Below are 14,223 nucleotides of genomic sequence, written 5' to 3' on the forward strand. Positions count from 1 at the left end.
CGCCCGCGGCCGCCCCGCCCCGCCCGCGTCGTGAGGGCGGGGGCGGTTCCGGGGACCCGCCCCCGCCCGCGACGGACCTGCCCTCGCCCGTGTCAGACCTGCTTCCGCCCGCGTCGGACCCGCCCCGCCCGCGTCGTGAGGGCGCCCCGCCCGCGTCGTGAGGGCGCCCCGCCCGCGTCAGGAGGGCGCGCCGCGCCGCCGGGCCCTGCGGTGGGCCGCCTCGCCGAGCAGCACGTCGAGGGCGAGGAAGGCGGCCAGCGGAAGGCCGAGCAGCGGCACGAACCAGCCGAGGACGGCGACGGCCGCCGCCGACGGGACGAGGAACTGCGGCGGCACCCGCTGCCAGGCGCCGCGCGGGACCGGCCGTCCGAAGGCCGGTCCGCGGCCGCGCTGCCACCACATGCGGTAGCCCCAGACGATCAGCAGGACCAGCGCGAGCGCGAGCAGCATCAGGGCGATCTGGTTGGCCGGGCCGAAGAGGATGCCGGTGTGCAGGTCGATGCCCCAGCGGGTCAGCTTCGCCGGCAGCGGGTAGTCGGCGAACCGCAGCACGTCGGTGACCTCGCCGGTGGCCGGGTCGACCGCGACCGAGTCCTGCTTCTCGGGCCGGCTGCGCTGCACCTGCCTGACGACGTAGGCGGAGTCCGCGCCGGCCGGCGGCACGATCTCCACCGGGTCGGTCAGCCCCTGCTCCCGGGCCGCCGCCAGTACCTCGTCGAGGCCGACGGCCCGCTCCGCTCCCCCGGCCCCGGCGGCGGCGCCGTGGCCCGCGTGCTCGCCGCCGGCCGTCGCCGAGACGGACGGGGTGGCCTGGCCGAGCGAGGCGCGCAGCTCGGAGATGTTCGCCCCGGCGTACGTCGACCAGGTCAGGCCGGTCGCGGAGAGGAAGAGGAAACCCACCGCCGCCCAGGCGCCGACCGTGCCGTGCAGGCCCAGCGTGCGTCGCCGCCCGGTGGTGCCGCGCACCGCGCGCAGGGCGCGGCGCCGGGAGAACCACAGCACCGGTCCGCCGCCCGCGATCACCCACAGCCAGCTCGCCGCGAACTCGCTGTAGAGGCGGCCGGTCTCGCCCAGGTGCAGATCGCGGTGGAGTCCGTCGATCCAGGTCCGCAGCGGGAGCGCGCCGGTCGAGCCGTACTGTTCCAGCGCGCCGCGCACCTCGCCGGTGTACGGGTCGACGAACACGGCGAGGGTGTGACCGGCGGCGACGCCCTCGACGCCGGACAGCAGCACCCTGGTGGTGGCGTCGGCCGCCGGGGAGGGGCGCACCGCATGGACCGTGCCCTCGGGGTGGGCCCTGCGCGCGGCGGCCACCTGCCGGGAGACGGGCAGCTTGGTCTCCCCCACGTCGGCGACGGTCAACTCGTGCGAGTACACGAGCTTTTCGGCCTGGACGGCGCCGGCGTACAGGAAGCCGGTGACGGCGGCGACGAGCAGGAAGGGCGCCACGACGACGCCGGCGTAGAAGTGCAGACGCAGGATCAGCGGCCGTAACGGCGCGAGGGAGTCGGAGGACGACGGCGCGGGCGCGGGGTGCCGCGGGGCCTGGTCGGTGGCGGTCGGGGAAGCGGTGGGCATCGGCGGGCTCTCCGGGGCGGGGCGGGGGCAGGCGGGCAGGGGCGGGGGTGGCCGCGGTGACTCAGGTGACGGAGGTGGTGTTCCAGTCGTCGGGTGCGGACGGCGCCCGGTTCCCGGCGCGCGCGTGTGCCCTGCGTCACAGGGCGGAACGTCCGTACGCGGCCGCCGTGGCATGCTTGCCGGATGGCAACTCCCCGTGACCGAGCGCCCCTTGCCGAACTGGTCGAGGAACTCCTCGCCACCGACGGTCCGCTGCCGATCGTCGCGGCGGGCGATCCGGTGCTGCGGCACGCCGCCGAGCCCTTCGACGGCCAGTTGGACTCCGCCCTGCTGGCCCGCTTCGTGGCCGCCCTGCGCGTCACCATGCGCACGGCGCCGGGCGTCGGCCTCGCCGCGCCGCAGGTCGGGGTGGCGCTGCGGATCGCGGTGATCGAGGACCCGGCGCCCGTGCCCCGGGAGGTGCGGCTGGCCCGCGGCCGGGTGCCGCAGCCGTTCCGGGTCCTGGTCAACCCGTCCTACGAGCCCGTCGGCCCGGCCCGTGCCGCGTTCTTCGAGGGCTGCCTGAGCGTGCCCGGCTGGCAGGCGGTGGTCGCCCGGGCGTCCGAGGTCCGGCTGCGCTGCCAGGACGAGGCCGGCCGCCCGGTGGACGAGGTGTTCACCGGCTGGCCGGCCCGGATCGTGCAGCACGAGACGGACCATCTCGACGGTGTGCTCTACCTCGACCGCGCCGAGCTGCGCTCGCTGTCGTCGAACCAGGCGATGGCGCGGCGCTGGACGCAGCCGACCCCGGTCGAGGCGGCCCGGTCCCTCGGCTTCGACCTGCCGTGAGGGACCGGCCGGAGGGGCCGCGCCCGAGGGTCAGTTGTCGCGGTAGGCCTCCAGCAGCCGCAGCCACACCTCGCTGAGCGTCGGGTAGGACGGCACCGCGTGCCAGAGGCGGTCGACCGGAACCCGGCCGACGACGGCGACCGTCGCCGAGTGGATCAGTTCGCCGACGCCCGGGCCGACGAAGGTGACGCCGAGCAGGATCTCGCGTTCGAGATCGACGACCATGCGGGCCCGGCCGCGGTAGCCGTCGGCGTACAGGCCGGCGCCGGCGACGGAGGAGAACTCCACGTCGACGGCGCGGACCCGGTGGCCGGCCCGTTCGGCGTCGGCCAGCGACAGGCCCACGGCCGCCGCCTCCGGGTCGGTGAAGACGACCTGGGGGACGGCGGCGTGGTCGGCGGTGGCCGCGTGGGCGCCCCACGGGTCGGCTTCCGGGACCGGGGTCCCACAGGCGCGGGCCGCGATGGCGGCGCCGGCGATGCGGGCCTGGTACTTGCCCTGATGGGTGAGCAGGGCGCGGTGGTTGACGTCGCCGACGGCGTAGAGCCAGTCGGTGCCGGTGACCCGCAGGCTGTCGTCGACGGTCAGCCAGGAGCCGGGTTCCAGTCCGACGGTGTCCAGGCCGATGTCGTCGGTGCGCGGGGCGCGGCCGGTGGCGAAGAGGATCTCGTCTGCCTCGATGCGCTCGCCGCCGTCGGTGACTACCACGACCGTGCCGTCCTGACGGGACACGGCCCGTACCGAGGTGCCGGTGCGCACGTCGACGCCGGCCTCGGTGAGGGCTTCGGCGACCAGTTCGCCGGCGAAGGGCTCCATGCGGCCCAGCAGGCCCTTGCCGCGTACCAGGAGCGTGACGCGGGAGCCGAGGGCCTGCCAGGCGGTGGCCATCTCGGTGGCGACGACCCCGCCGCCGACCACGACGAGCCGGCCGGGCGCCGCCTTGGCGCTGGTGGCCTCCCGGCTGGTCCAGGGCGCCACCTCGTCGAGGCCGGGCAGGTCGGGCAGGAGGGCCCGGCTGCCGGTGCAGACGGCGACGGCCTGCCGGGCGGTGAGGACCTTGCCGCCGACGGTCACGGTGCGCGGGCCGGCCAGGCGGCCGTGGCCGCGGTAGAGGTCGGCTCCGATGCCGTCGAGCCACTGGAGCTGGCCGTCGTCCTTCCAGTGGGAGGTGTACTCGTCCCGGCGGGCGAGCACCGCGGACGCGTCGAGGGGGCCCTGGACCGCCTGGCTCAGCCCCGGCAGGCGGCGGGCGTCGGCCCGCGCGATGACCGGGCGCAGCAACGCCTTGCTGGGCATGCACGCCCAGTACGAACACTCGCCGCCGACCAGTTCGCTCTCCACGACCGCGGTGGACAGGCCTGCCGCACGGGTGCGGTCGGCGACGTTCTCCCCCACGGGCCCGGCTCCGAGCACCACGACGTCGTACACGAAGGTTTCCGTTTCCGTCATGGGGCCAGTCTGGTGGGTGGTGTACCCCGTGGCCACACGGGTAGGGGCGCGGAATACGTGACCGGCCCGCCGTGTTGTGCGGACGGCCCCGACCCGACCCCAGGAAGCAGGCATTCACGTCATGAGCAGCACCGTGGAGCTCACCAAGGAGAACTTCGACCAGACGGTCACGGACAACGAGTTCGTCCTGATCGACTTCTGGGCGTCCTGGTGCGGGCCGTGCCGTCAGTTCGCGCCGGTGTACGAGAAGGCGGCCGAGGAGAACCCGGACCTGGTGTTCGGCAAGGTCGACACCGAGGCCCAGCCGGAGCTGGCGGCCGCCTTCGGCATCCAGTCGATCCCGACGCTGATGATCGTGCGTGACCAGGTCGCCGTGTTCGCGCAGCCGGGCGCCCTGCCGGAGGCCGCCCTGGCGGACGTCATCGGGCAGGCCCGCCGACTGGACATGGACGAGGTCCGCAAGGCCGTCGCCGCGCAGCAGGCGCAGGCCGGAGAGAGCGGGGAGTAGGACCTCCCATCAGGGGGATTTCCCGTCAGGGGGCTTCCCGTCAGGGGGGCTTCCCGTCAGGGGGGCTTCCCGTCAGGGGGGCTTCCCGTCAGGGGCGCCGTGTCGTCCGGGGCGCCGTGTCGGATGGGACACGGCGCCCCGTTTTCGTGCACCGTCCACGGCCGACGATCTTCGCGGACGGCGGCGCACCAGCCCCTCGGCGTACTCCCGGCTCCCGGACTCCGCGACGGCGCGCCCGGCGCCACCGCGGTGCGTCAGCCGGGCGTTCAACTGGAGTCGCGGTGCACCACCGCCGCTCCCAGCACCCTGTGTGTCTCGGGCGCGGCGCCGGGGTCGCGCACCGCGCGGTCGACCAGTTCGGCGAGGTCGCGGCCGGACGGCAGCTCGACGTGGACGGTGCTCAGGCGGGGCCGCAGCAGCCGGCCGAGCATGAGGTCGTCGGCGCCGATGACGGCCGTGTCCTCCGGGACCCGGACGCCCTCGTCCTGCAGGGCGCGCATCAGCAGCATCGCGTACTCGTCGTTGTACGCGAACACCGCGTCCAGGCCGAGGCCGCGCCAGCGGGCGGCGAGCCGGGCGGCGCTCTCCTCCGTGTGGGCGAGGGGCAGTTCGGCGACGGTGGCGCCGGTGCCGTGCAGGGCGGCGCGCACACCGTTCAGGCGGGGCAGCGAGAAGGGCGCCAGCCCCTCCTCCTCGGGCACGACGACGCCGACGCGCCGCCGGCCGCGGTCGTGCAGGTGGCGGGCCGCGCAGTGGCCGACGGCCTCGTGGTCCATGAGCAGGGCGTGGGCGCCCTCGACCGATTCGGGGCCGAGGGTGACGACGGCGCGGGCGCCGGAGCGCTTGAGCACGGCCACGCCCTGCGGCCCGATCCCGGCGCCCGGCACGAGGACCGCGACGGGGCGCAGTTCAGCCCAGGCGCGGGCGGCCTCGTCGCCGTGCAGGCCGACGGTGCCGTGCTGCACGACGGTGTAGTCGAGGCGGCCGAGTTCCCACTGGAGTTCGTTGAGGAACCGGCCGTACAGCGGGCCGACGGGGACGGCCGGGGCGGGCATCAGGACCATGCGGCTGTGTCCGGCGCGCAGGCTGCGGGCGGCCGCGTGCGGCACGTACCCCAGTTCCTTCGCGGCCTCGCGGACACGGCGGCGCGTGGGCTCGCTGATGCGCACGGCGCTGGTGTTGTTCAGGACGTAGGAGACGGTCGCGCGCGAGACGCCGGCCAGGCGGGCCACGTCGGCGCTCGTGGGCACGGAACGCGGCGTGGGTGACGGGGGCGCGGGCGTGTTCGGTATCTGCACCATGACGTACCGCATCTTGGCAGAAGCACGGCCCGGCACTCCGCGGGGGTGAACGGGGTAACCGGCCGTGCCCGGGAGACCGATCGAACGGGGTAACCGGCCGACCCCGGACGCCGATCGAACGGGGAAACCGGCCGACCCCGGAGACCGATCGAAGCCGCACCGAGCCACACGAAGCCGCACGCAGTGCGCCTCCGGGCTCGTTGACGAACACGTTCGTGACGAACTTGTTCGTTACGGTGTTGGCATGACCAACCGTCCCGACACCCCCCGCAGCCGCCGTGAGCGCCCGGCCAAGCCCGCACTGAGCAGGGCGGGCATCGTGGCCACGGCCGTCGCCGTGCTGCGCGCCGAGGGTCTGCAGAAGGTGACCATGCGACGTCTGGCGCAGGAACTCGACACCGGCCCGGCCTCGCTGTACGTCTACGTCCGCAACACCGCGGAGCTGCACGCGGCCGTCCTGGACGAACTCCTCGGCACGGTGGGCCCGGCGCCGGCCGGGGGCTCGTGGCGGGAGCGGCTGCGGGGCGTGCTCACCGCGTACACCGCGATGCTCCTCGAACACCCGACCCTGGCCCGTTCCGCGCTCACCGCCCGGCCCAGCGGGCCGAACTACCTGGACCTGATCGAGACCCTGCTGGCCCTGCTCGACGAGGGCGGCGTGCCGCCCGCGCAGGCCGCCTGGGGCGTGGACCTGCTGCTGCAGCTCGCCACCGCGACGGCCGCCGAGCACGCCGACGAGGCGTCCGAGGAGGACTGGGACGCCCTGCGCGCCGCCCTGCACAGCGCCTCCGAGCGGGACCGCCCGCACATCGCGGCCCTCGCCGGGCACCTGCTGTCGGGCGGCGGCCCCGAGGACCGCATGGCGTGGGGGTTCGAGGTGCTGATCGCCGGCATCGCGCGGACCGCCGTGCCCGTCTCACCGCAGCACCCGACCGACTCCGAGGAGAACTCATGACCACCCACCACCCGATCGCGATCGTCGGCGCCGGACTCGGCGGCCTCACCCTGGCCCGCGTCCTGCACCTGCGCGGTGTCGAGGCCGCCGTGTTCGACCTGGAGGCCTCCCCCGCCACCCGCACCCAGGGCGGCATGCTCGACATCCACGACGACTCCGGCCAGGAGGCGCTGCGGGCGGCGGGCCTGCACGAGGAGTTCCGCGCACTCGTCCACCGGGGCGGCGAGGCCATGCGGGTTCTCGACAAGGACGCGGTGGTCCGCATGGACGAGCCGGACGACGGGGACGGCGAGCGCCCCGAGATCGACCGCGGCGAACTGCGTGATCTGCTGCTCGGCTCGCTGCCCGAGGGCATGGTGCGCTGGGGCGCGAAGGTCACCGGCGCGCGGCCTCTCGGCGACGGCCGGCACGAGGTGACGCTCGCCGACGGCGCCGCCTTCACCACGGACCTGCTGGTGGGCGCCGACGGGGCCTGGTCGCGGATCCGGAGGCTGGTCTCCGACGCGGTGCCCGTCTACTCCGGCGTGTCGTTCGTCGAGGCCGACCTGCGGGATGCGGACGTACGTCATCCGGCCTGCGCGGAGGTCGTCGGCGGCGGCATGCTGTTCGCCCTCGGAGCCGGCAAGGGCTTCCTGGCGCACCGGGAGACCGACGGCAGCCTGCACGTGTACGCGGCGCTGCGGACCGCCGAGGACTGGCTCGACTCGGTCGACTTCACCGACACCGCGGCCGCCGAGGCAGCCGTGCTGGAGCACTTCGCCGACTGGCACGAGAGCCTGCGGGCGCTGGTCGGCGACGCCGACGGAGCCCTGGTCCCGCGGCGGATCCACGCCCTGCCGGTCGGGCACCGCTGGGAGCGCGTCCCGGGCGTGACCCTGCTCGGCGACGCCGCGCACCTGATGTCCCCGTTCGCCGGGGAGGGCGCGAACCTGGCCATGCTCGACGGCGCCGAGCTGGGCCTGGCGCTCGCCGCCGCCCCCGGCGAGACCGAGGCCGCGCTCGCTGCGTACGAGGAGAGACTGTTCCCCCGCAGCGAGAAGTCGGCCGCCGAATCGGCCGCCAATGCCGTGCTGCTGTTCCGCGACGACGCACCGCAGGGTCTGCTGGACGCGTTCGCCGTCTGGCGCTGAGCCGCCGGGTCAGGCGGGCGGCCGGGTCTGCGTCACCCGGGCCACCAGGTCGGTCCAGCCCGCCTCCAGCCGCTCCATCGGCATCCCGCGCTCCCGGGTCAGATGGTGGATCAGACCGGGGTCGAGGTACCCCATCAGCACCTGGGCGAGCACCTCGCAGTCGGCGTCCGGCACGATCTGCCGCAGCAGGACGGTGACGTGCATGGAGAGGGCCTGGACCGACGGGTGCGCGTACCGCCGGTTCGGCCCCGCCTGGGCGGCCAGCCGCAGGTCCAGCTGCTCGGCCGAGCGGTACAGCACCGCCACGCCGAACGCCCGCAGCCGGTCCACGGGCGGCGCGCCGGGGCCGAGCGGCGGCGGTCCGCCGAGGAAGTCGGCCTGCAGCTTCTTCGCCGAGTGGTCGAGCAGCGCCATCAGCAGTCCGGTGCGGTCGCCGAACCGGCGGAAGACGGTGCCCTTGCCCACGTCGGCCGCCGTGGCCACCGCCTCCATCGTGACCCCGTCCACGCCGTGTTCGGCGATCAGGCGGTCGGCCGCCTCCAGCAGCCGGGCACGGTTGCGCGCGGCGTCGGCCCGCAGACACGGCTCGTCCTCGACGGAGCTGAGCTGCAGCAACTGGGGCTCACCGGACGGCTGGACCGACTCGGGGAAAGGCGGCGGGGCGCTGGGCATGAGGACAGCGTAGAGCATGGGAACAAAACTGGACCGCGGTCCGCTTAGGGTGCTACAACAGTTAAGCGGACCCCGGTCCGCATTGCACGACCATGACTCGCACCCCCCTTGGAGTTCCCATGTCCGTTCGCATCCTTGCCCTCGTCGGCAGCCTTCGCGCCGGTTCGCACAACCGCCAACTCGCCGAGGCGGCCGCCAAGCTGGCCCCCGAGGGCGCCGACGTGGTGCTGTTCGAGGGCCTCGGCGGCATCCCCTTCTACAACCAGGACATCGACGTCGAGGGCAGCGTCCCGGCCGCCGCCGCGGAGCTGCGCGCGGCCGCCGGGGCCGCCGACGCCTTCCTGCTCTTCTCTCCCGAGTACAACGGCTCCATCCCGGCCGTCCTGAAGAACGCCATCGACTGGCTGTCGCGCCCGTACGGCGCCGGAGCCTTCGGCGGCAAGCCGGTCGCCGTGATCGGCACCGCCTTCGGCCAGTACGGCGGCGTGTGGGCGCAGGACGAGACCCGCAAGTCCGTGGGCATCGCCGGTGGCAAGGTGATCGAGGACATCAAGCTGTCCATCCCCAACTCCATCACCCGCTTCGCCGAGACCCACCCGGCCGACGACGCCGAGGTCGCCGCCCAGGTGACCGAGGTCGTCGCCCGCCTGCAGGGCCACGCGGGCGCGGCCGTCGCCGCCTGATCCCGACCGGATCGCGAGCGAGGCGCGGACTGCGGGCCGCCCCCGAGGCCCGACCAGCACCGCGCACCCCGAGGGGCCGGAGCCACACGCTCCGGCCCCTTCGCACACCCCATTCGGCGCAGCCCCTTCCGCACGGCCCCTCCGCACGCTCGCCGTACGCCGTCGGTGCGGAACCGCGCTGGCCGCGCCTCCCGGCGGGCCCGCCGGCACTCAGTCCAGCTCGGCCAGTCGCCGGACCGCCGAGGCCGCGAAACTCTCGATCGGCCGGCCGCCCGGTGCGCGGGGCGAGGATCACGGTGTCGAGGCCCAGTTTCGTGTAGCCCGGCGAGGTCGCGAACAGGTTGCAGGCATCGGCGTACCGGGCGACCGGACGGAGGGTCCTCTTCTCCCCGCCGCCGATCATGTACCAGGCCGCCCCGACGCCGAGGGTGGCACCCCGCCGGACAGCACGTCCAGCGTGGTGGCGATCTCGGCGCGCAGCCCGGGACGCCGGTAGGTCACGCCGGTCACCAGCGCGCCGAGCCGGACCGTGGAGGTGCGCCCCGCCAGGTGGCCGAGCGTCGTGTACGCCTCCAGCACGGGGTCCTCGGCGCCGCCGTTGAACTCCGCCTGGAACCGATTGATGTGCACGCCCACGCGCAGGTCCGCCTCCGTCCCCGGGGACCTCCGCCGTCCGTTTCGACGCCAGGTCTTCGAGCGTTCTCGAAGTCAAGCGCCCGCCGGCCCGAGGGGCGGCCGGTCGATGTGCATGTAGGGGCAGGACGTCTCGAACGTTGCATGCGCACGTTACACGCAAACGCTGACATTTTCAACGGTGCACTATCCTTGACGGCAGCCAGTCATCCCGGGACGGAGGACCCACGCCCATGACCGCGACGGATCCGGCACTCACCGCCCTCGCCCAGGGCTGGTGCGCCCTCTCGCTGCTGCACGGCAGGATCGAGGCCCACATCGAGCGCGCCCTGCAGGCCGGGCACGACCTGAGCGTGCGCGAGTACTCCCTGCTGGACGTGCTGAGCCGGCAGCACGAAGGCGAGGGCGGCCACCTGCAGATGAAGCAGGTCGCGGACGCGGTCGTACTCAGCCAGAGCGCGACGACCCGACTGGTCACGCGCCTGGAGGACCGCGGGCTGCTCACTCGCTACCTCTGCCCGACCGACCGGCGCGGCATCTACACCGACGTCACCGAGGCGGGCCTCGAACTGCTGGAACAGGCCCGCCCCACCAACGAGGCGGCGCTGCGCGAAGCCCTGGACGAGGCCGCACGGAACCCCGAACTCGCCCCGCTCGTCACGGCGGTCGAGAGGCTCCACGCACCCGCCTGAGACCCGGCCGCAACAGCCCCCGCCCCTCACCGAAGCCGCGGGGGCTGTCGTCTGCCCATGTACTTGCGTTCGACCACTACCCGCTTCAGCAAAACCCACGCTTGCTCTTATTCCGCGCCTGCAATTATTGTTCTGGCTTGTTAATACCGTGCGCAATCACCAGGAAGGGGTTCACCCCCATGCCTCTCGCCCTCCTGGCCCTGGCCATCGGGGCCTTCGGGATCGGAACCACCGAGTTCGTGATCATGGGCGTGCTGCCCGAGATCGCGGACGACTTCGGCGTCTCCATCCCGACCGCCGGCCGGCTCGTCTCGGGCTACGCCCTCGGCGTCGTGTTCGGCGCTCCGCTGCTGACCGTTCTGGGCACCAGGGTGTCCCGCAAGAAGATGCTCATGTTCCTCATGGGCGTGTTCGTCGTGGGGAACGCCCTCTCCGCCTTCGCTCCGGCGTTCGGCGTCATGCTGGCCGGCCGGGTGATCGCCTCGCTCGCGCACGGCGCGTTCTTCGGCATCGGCTCCGTGGTCGCCGCGGGCCTGGTGGCTCCGGAGAAGAAGGCGTCGGCGATCTCCCTGATGTTCACCGGCCTGACCGTGGCGAACGTCGTCGGCGTGCCGCTGGGCACCTACCTCGGCCAGGCCGCCGGCTGGCGGGTGACCTTCACCGTGGTCGCCGCGCTCGGCGTCGTCGGCTTCCTCGGCGTGGCCGGGCTGGTCCCGGAGACGGGACGGCCGGAGGGCGCCCGCCTGCGGGGCGAGTTCGCGGCCTTCCGCAACGTCCAGGTCTGGCTCGCCATGGCGATGACGGTCCTCGGCTACGGCGGTGTCTTCGCCGCGATCACCTACATCACGCCGATGATGACCGAGGTCGCCGGATATTCGGCCGGCGCGGTCACCTGGCTGCTGGTGCTGTTCGGCGTCGGCATGTTCCTGGGCAACCTGCTGGGCGGCCGTTTCGCCGACCGTGCCCTGATGCCCATGCTGTTCGCCGCACTCGGCGCGCTGTCGCTCGCGCTGCTGCTGTTCACGGTGACCGCCCACGACAAGGTCCTCGCCGCCCTCACCCTGACGCTGATCGGCGCCCTGGGCTTCGCCACCGTGCCCCCGCTGCAGAAATGGGTGCTCGACCAGGCCGCCGCCGCCCCGACGCTGGCCTCCGCCGCCAACATCGGTGCCTTCAACCTCGGCAACGCGCTGGCCGCCTGGCTGGGCGGCGTCGTCATCGCGGCCGGCCTCGGCTACACCGCCCCCAACCGGGTCGGCGCCCTCCTGTCCGGCGTGGCACTGCTGCTGTCCGCCCTCGCCGCCTTTCTCGACCGGCGAACCCGGTCCGCCGGGCGGATCGTGGCCGCGTCCCCGCAGGCCGACACCGTGCCGACGGCCACGGCCCGGCCCTGACACCGGGTGACGGTTCCCGGGCGGGCTCCGTGCGGCGCGGGGACCGCGGCGGACACGGCCGGCCGGGCGGCAGCAGCGGCGCGATTGTTGCGTACAAAGCGCGGGCATTGCGCGGGGTCCGCACGAGGGGGCGGCGCGGTACCGCGAAGCGACGCTGGTCACAGCGGCCTGCACCCCGTTGACACGCTCGCGCATTTGGCCGTACAAATCTGTGCGTGCAGCAACTTCCCCTGTCGGGCATCACGGTGGTCAGCCTGGAGCAGGCCGTGGCCGCCCCGTACGCCACCCGGCAGCTCGCCGACCTCGGCGCCCGGGTGATCAAGGTGGAACGGCCGGGCGAGGGCGACTTCGCCCGCCGCTACGACACGACCGTGCACGGCCACTCCAGCTACTTCGTGTGGCTCAACCGCTCCAAGGAAATCCCTCACCCTCGACCTGAAGGACCCGCGCGGCCTGGACATCCTGCACCAGCTCCTGGACGGCGCCGACGTGCTGGTGCAGAACCTCGCGCCGGGTGCCGCCGGCCGGCTGGGCCTCGGCGCCGACTCGCTCGCCGAGCGCCTGCCGCGGCTGATCCCGTGCACGATCTCCGGCTACGGCACGTCCGGACCGTGGGCCGACCGCAAGTCGTACGACCTGCTGGTCCAGTGCCAGACCGGCCTGGTGTCGCTGACCGGAACCGCCGAGGAGACGGCACGGGTCGGGATCTCCGTCGCCGACATCGCCGCCGGGATGTACGCCTACACCGGCATCCTCACCGCGCTGTACACGCGGGCCACCACCGGGCGGGCGCACCCCGTGGAGGTGTCCCTGTTCGAGGCGCTGGCCGAGTGGATGGGCCAGCCCGCCTACTACACGCGCTACGGCGGCGGCCAGCCCGCCCGCCTCGGGACCCAGCACCCCACCATCGCCCCGTACGGCGCGTTCACGGCCGCCGACGGCGGACAGGTGCTGTTCTCCATCCAGAACGAGCGCGAATGGGCGGCCCTGTGCGCGGAGTTCCTCGAGCGGCCCGCCCTGACGGACGACCCGCGCTTCGCCACCGGCTCCGACCGCGTGGCGCACCGCGACGAACTCAACGCGATCGTCGCCGAGCGCTTCGCCCGCTCGGACGCCGGGGAGATCCTCGCGGTGCTGGAGGAGATCGGCATCGCCTGCGCCGGGGTCAACGACGTCGCCGCCTTCCTCGACCACCCGGTGCTGGCGGCCCGCGGCCGCTGGCGGGATGTGGCCGTGCCCGGCGCCACGGTGCAGGCGTTGCTGCCGCCGGCCGACCTCGCCGGGCTGCCCGCGCGCATGGACCCGGTCCCGGACGTGGGCGAGCACACCGACGCGATCCTCACCGAACTCGGCCGTACCCGCGACGACATCGACGCGCTGCGCGCCGACGCCGTCATCTGACCGCAGTGGACCGGGAGTTGTGTGCGATGAGCGGGCTGGACATTCGCTCCGGCGACGAGCGGCTCGTCCTCCGGACGGGGCGCGAGACGAACGGGATCCAGCGCACCGTGATCGCCTCGCGGCCGGTGGCCAGGGGCGGTCCGGATGACTGAGCAGCCGCAGCGGGAGAGCACCTACTTCCGGCTCGCGCGCACGTTGCGGGCGGCGATCCTGCGCCACGACTACCCCGACGGCGTCCGGCTGCCCACCGAGGCCGAGCTGGCACGCACGCACGGGGTGAGCCGGCAGACCGTGCGTCGGGCGTTCCAGGACCTCGTGGCGGAGGGCCTGGTGTACCGGGTGCCCGGGCGCGGCACCTTCGCCACCCCGCGCGAGGAGCAGTACCTGCGCCAGTTCGGCTCGGTGGACGATCTGATGGGCCTGTCCATCGACACCCGTATGGACGTCGTCACGCCCCTGCACCGGCGGGTGGACGTGGACGCGGCGGGCCGGCTCGGCCTGCGCACCGACCGGGTGCACAGCCTGGCCTTCCTCCGGCTGCACGACGACGTCGCCTTCTGCCACACCTCCGTGTGGCTGCCGCCTTCCGTCGGCCGGCTGCTGGAGTCGGTGCCGGAGCTGACACTGCCGGGCACGCCGCATGCCTTCACCGTCATCGGCCTGCTCGACCAGCGGCTGCCCGAGCCGATCGCCGAGGCCGAGCAGAGCATCACCGTCGCCGAGGCCACCCCGGAAATCTCCGGGCACCTGGGCTGCGCACCGGGCCGACCCCTGCTGCGCATCGACCGCGTCTACCACACGGTCGCCGGACAGCTCGTCGAGCTGTCCATCAGTCACTTCCTGCCCGAGCACTATTCGTACCGCGTACGTCTGCGGCGCAGCGGCCAGTGAGGCCCTGCGGACATCCGAACGGAGAGATCATCGTGAGCTTGAGGATCGTTGTCACTGTGAAGTACGTGCCCGACGCCACTGGCGACCGGCACTTCGCCGATGACCTGA

Annotated in this window: 13 protein-coding genes and 2 pseudogenes; 10 read left to right on the forward strand and 5 right to left on the reverse strand. The window is 73.9% G+C overall.

Annotated elements, in window-relative coordinates; translation table 11 throughout:
- Nucleotides 1-177: 177 nt before the first annotated feature.
- Nucleotides 178-1,578, reverse strand: a complete 1,401-nt coding sequence (locus VKA29_RS00085; protein ID WP_324783024.1) for a PepSY domain-containing protein — start codon at nt 1,576-1,578, stop codon at nt 178-180.
- A gap of 183 nt (nt 1,579-1,761) precedes the next feature.
- Between VKA29_RS00085 and VKA29_RS00090 the strand changes: the two genes are divergently transcribed.
- Nucleotides 1,762-2,406, forward strand: coding sequence for a peptide deformylase (locus tag VKA29_RS00090; RefSeq protein ID WP_324783025.1), 645 nt, complete (start codon nt 1,762-1,764; stop codon nt 2,404-2,406).
- 30 nt (nt 2,407-2,436) lie between these two features.
- Here the strand turns inward: VKA29_RS00090 and VKA29_RS00095 are convergent, their stop codons facing one another.
- Entirely contained in the window at nt 2,437-3,855 is a 1,419-nt protein-coding gene (locus VKA29_RS00095) for an NAD(P)/FAD-dependent oxidoreductase (RefSeq protein ID WP_324783026.1), read from the reverse strand.
- Nucleotides 3,856-3,976: 121 nt separating this feature from the next.
- On the opposite strand from VKA29_RS00095, the gene trxA reads away from it, so the two are divergent.
- The gene (gene trxA, locus VKA29_RS00100) at nt 3,977-4,363 is read left to right on the forward strand and encodes a thioredoxin (RefSeq protein ID WP_324783027.1); all 387 of its coding nucleotides are present in this window, start codon (nt 3,977-3,979) and stop codon (nt 4,361-4,363) included.
- Between the two features lie 266 nt (nt 4,364-4,629).
- Here the strand turns inward: trxA and VKA29_RS00105 are convergent, their stop codons facing one another.
- Complete coding sequence (locus VKA29_RS00105; RefSeq protein ID WP_324783028.1) at nt 4,630-5,676, reverse strand: LacI family DNA-binding transcriptional regulator; 1,047 nt, start codon at nt 5,674-5,676, stop codon at nt 4,630-4,632.
- Between the two features lie 232 nt (nt 5,677-5,908).
- On the opposite strand from VKA29_RS00105, the gene VKA29_RS00110 reads away from it, so the two are divergent.
- Together VKA29_RS00110 and VKA29_RS00115 are read left to right on the forward strand one after the other, a co-directional pair.
- A complete protein-coding gene (locus VKA29_RS00110) occupies nt 5,909-6,619 on the forward strand; it encodes a TetR/AcrR family transcriptional regulator (RefSeq protein WP_324783029.1) in 711 nt (236 codons plus the stop codon).
- Nucleotides 6,616-7,749, forward strand: a complete 1,134-nt coding sequence (locus VKA29_RS00115; protein ID WP_324783030.1) for an NAD(P)/FAD-dependent oxidoreductase — start codon at nt 6,616-6,618, stop codon at nt 7,747-7,749. Before VKA29_RS00110 ends, VKA29_RS00115 begins: the two co-directional genes overlap by 4 nt.
- A 9-nt stretch (nt 7,750-7,758) precedes the next feature.
- On the opposite strand, the gene VKA29_RS00120 is transcribed toward VKA29_RS00115, so the two are convergent.
- The gene (locus tag VKA29_RS00120) at nt 7,759-8,439 is read right to left on the reverse strand and encodes a helix-turn-helix domain-containing protein (protein ID WP_324783031.1); all 681 of its coding nucleotides are present in this window, start codon (nt 8,437-8,439) and stop codon (nt 7,759-7,761) included.
- Nucleotides 8,440-8,540: 101 nt separating this feature from the next.
- Here VKA29_RS00120 and VKA29_RS00125 point away from each other — a divergent pair, with 101 nt between their 5' ends.
- Nucleotides 8,541-9,104, forward strand: coding sequence for an NAD(P)H-dependent oxidoreductase (locus VKA29_RS00125; protein WP_324783032.1), 564 nt, complete (start codon nt 8,541-8,543; stop codon nt 9,102-9,104).
- A gap of 210 nt (nt 9,105-9,314) precedes the next feature.
- On the opposite strand, the pseudogene VKA29_RS00130 reads toward VKA29_RS00125, so the two are convergent.
- Nucleotides 9,315-9,719 (reverse strand): annotated as a pseudogene (locus tag VKA29_RS00130) (LLM class flavin-dependent oxidoreductase); the annotation flags it as partial.
- Between the two features lie 251 nt (nt 9,720-9,970).
- On the opposite strand from VKA29_RS00130, the gene VKA29_RS00135 reads away from it, so the two are divergent.
- The 5 genes and pseudogenes from VKA29_RS00135 to VKA29_RS00155 all read left to right on the forward strand — a co-directional run bounded on the left by VKA29_RS00135 (nt 9,971) and on the right by VKA29_RS00155 (nt 14,115).
- The gene (locus VKA29_RS00135; RefSeq protein WP_324783033.1) at nt 9,971-10,429 is read left to right on the forward strand and encodes a MarR family winged helix-turn-helix transcriptional regulator; all 459 of its coding nucleotides are present in this window, start codon (nt 9,971-9,973) and stop codon (nt 10,427-10,429) included.
- A 179-nt stretch (nt 10,430-10,608) separates the two neighbouring features.
- Entirely contained in the window at nt 10,609-11,823 is a 1,215-nt protein-coding gene (locus VKA29_RS00140; protein WP_324783034.1) for an MFS transporter, read from the forward strand.
- A 215-nt stretch (nt 11,824-12,038) separates the two neighbouring features.
- Nucleotides 12,039-13,224 (forward strand): annotated as a pseudogene (locus VKA29_RS00145) (CaiB/BaiF CoA transferase family protein).
- A gap of 26 nt (nt 13,225-13,250) precedes the next feature.
- Nucleotides 13,251-13,376, forward strand: coding sequence for a hypothetical protein (locus tag VKA29_RS00150; protein ID WP_324783035.1), 126 nt, complete (start codon nt 13,251-13,253; stop codon nt 13,374-13,376).
- Nucleotides 13,369-14,115 carry a GntR family transcriptional regulator gene (locus VKA29_RS00155; protein WP_324783036.1) on the forward strand — a complete coding sequence of 249 codons (747 nt, stop codon included), beginning with the start codon at nt 13,369-13,371 and terminating at the stop codon, nt 14,113-14,115. Before VKA29_RS00150 ends, VKA29_RS00155 begins: the two co-directional genes overlap by 8 nt.
- The last annotated feature ends 108 nt before the right edge of the window (nt 14,116-14,223 follow it).

The sequence above is a fragment of the Streptomyces sp. H51 genome (assembly GCF_035656535.1).
GTDB lineage: Bacteria > Actinomycetota > Actinomycetes > Streptomycetales > Streptomycetaceae > Streptomyces.

Bases quoted from the DNA above. Each gene is read 5' to 3' on its own strand.
- VKA29_RS00085 (WP_324783024.1), bottom strand. From the start codon at position 1,578: ATGCCCACCGCTTCCCCGACCGCCACCGACCAGGCCCCGCGGCACCCC.
- VKA29_RS00090 (WP_324783025.1), top strand. From the start codon at position 1,762: ATGGCAACTCCCCGTGACCGAGCGCCCCTTGCCGAACTGGTCGAGGAA.
- VKA29_RS00095 (WP_324783026.1), bottom strand. From the start codon at position 3,855: ATGACGGAAACGGAAACCTTCGTGTACGACGTCGTGGTGCTCGGAGCC.
- trxA (WP_324783027.1), top strand. From the start codon at position 3,977: ATGAGCAGCACCGTGGAGCTCACCAAGGAGAACTTCGACCAGACGGTC.
- VKA29_RS00105 (WP_324783028.1), bottom strand. From the start codon at position 5,676: ATGCGGTACGTCATGGTGCAGATACCGAACACGCCCGCGCCCCCGTCA.
- VKA29_RS00110 (WP_324783029.1), top strand. From the start codon at position 5,909: ATGACCAACCGTCCCGACACCCCCCGCAGCCGCCGTGAGCGCCCGGCC.
- VKA29_RS00115 (WP_324783030.1), top strand. From the start codon at position 6,616: ATGACCACCCACCACCCGATCGCGATCGTCGGCGCCGGACTCGGCGGC.
- VKA29_RS00120 (WP_324783031.1), bottom strand. From the start codon at position 8,439: ATGCTCTACGCTGTCCTCATGCCCAGCGCCCCGCCGCCTTTCCCCGAG.
- VKA29_RS00125 (WP_324783032.1), top strand. From the start codon at position 8,541: ATGTCCGTTCGCATCCTTGCCCTCGTCGGCAGCCTTCGCGCCGGTTCG.
- VKA29_RS00135 (WP_324783033.1), top strand. From the start codon at position 9,971: ATGACCGCGACGGATCCGGCACTCACCGCCCTCGCCCAGGGCTGGTGC.
- VKA29_RS00140 (WP_324783034.1), top strand. From the start codon at position 10,609: ATGCCTCTCGCCCTCCTGGCCCTGGCCATCGGGGCCTTCGGGATCGGA.
- VKA29_RS00150 (WP_324783035.1), top strand. From the start codon at position 13,251: ATGAGCGGGCTGGACATTCGCTCCGGCGACGAGCGGCTCGTCCTCCGG.
- VKA29_RS00155 (WP_324783036.1), top strand. From the start codon at position 13,369: ATGACTGAGCAGCCGCAGCGGGAGAGCACCTACTTCCGGCTCGCGCGC.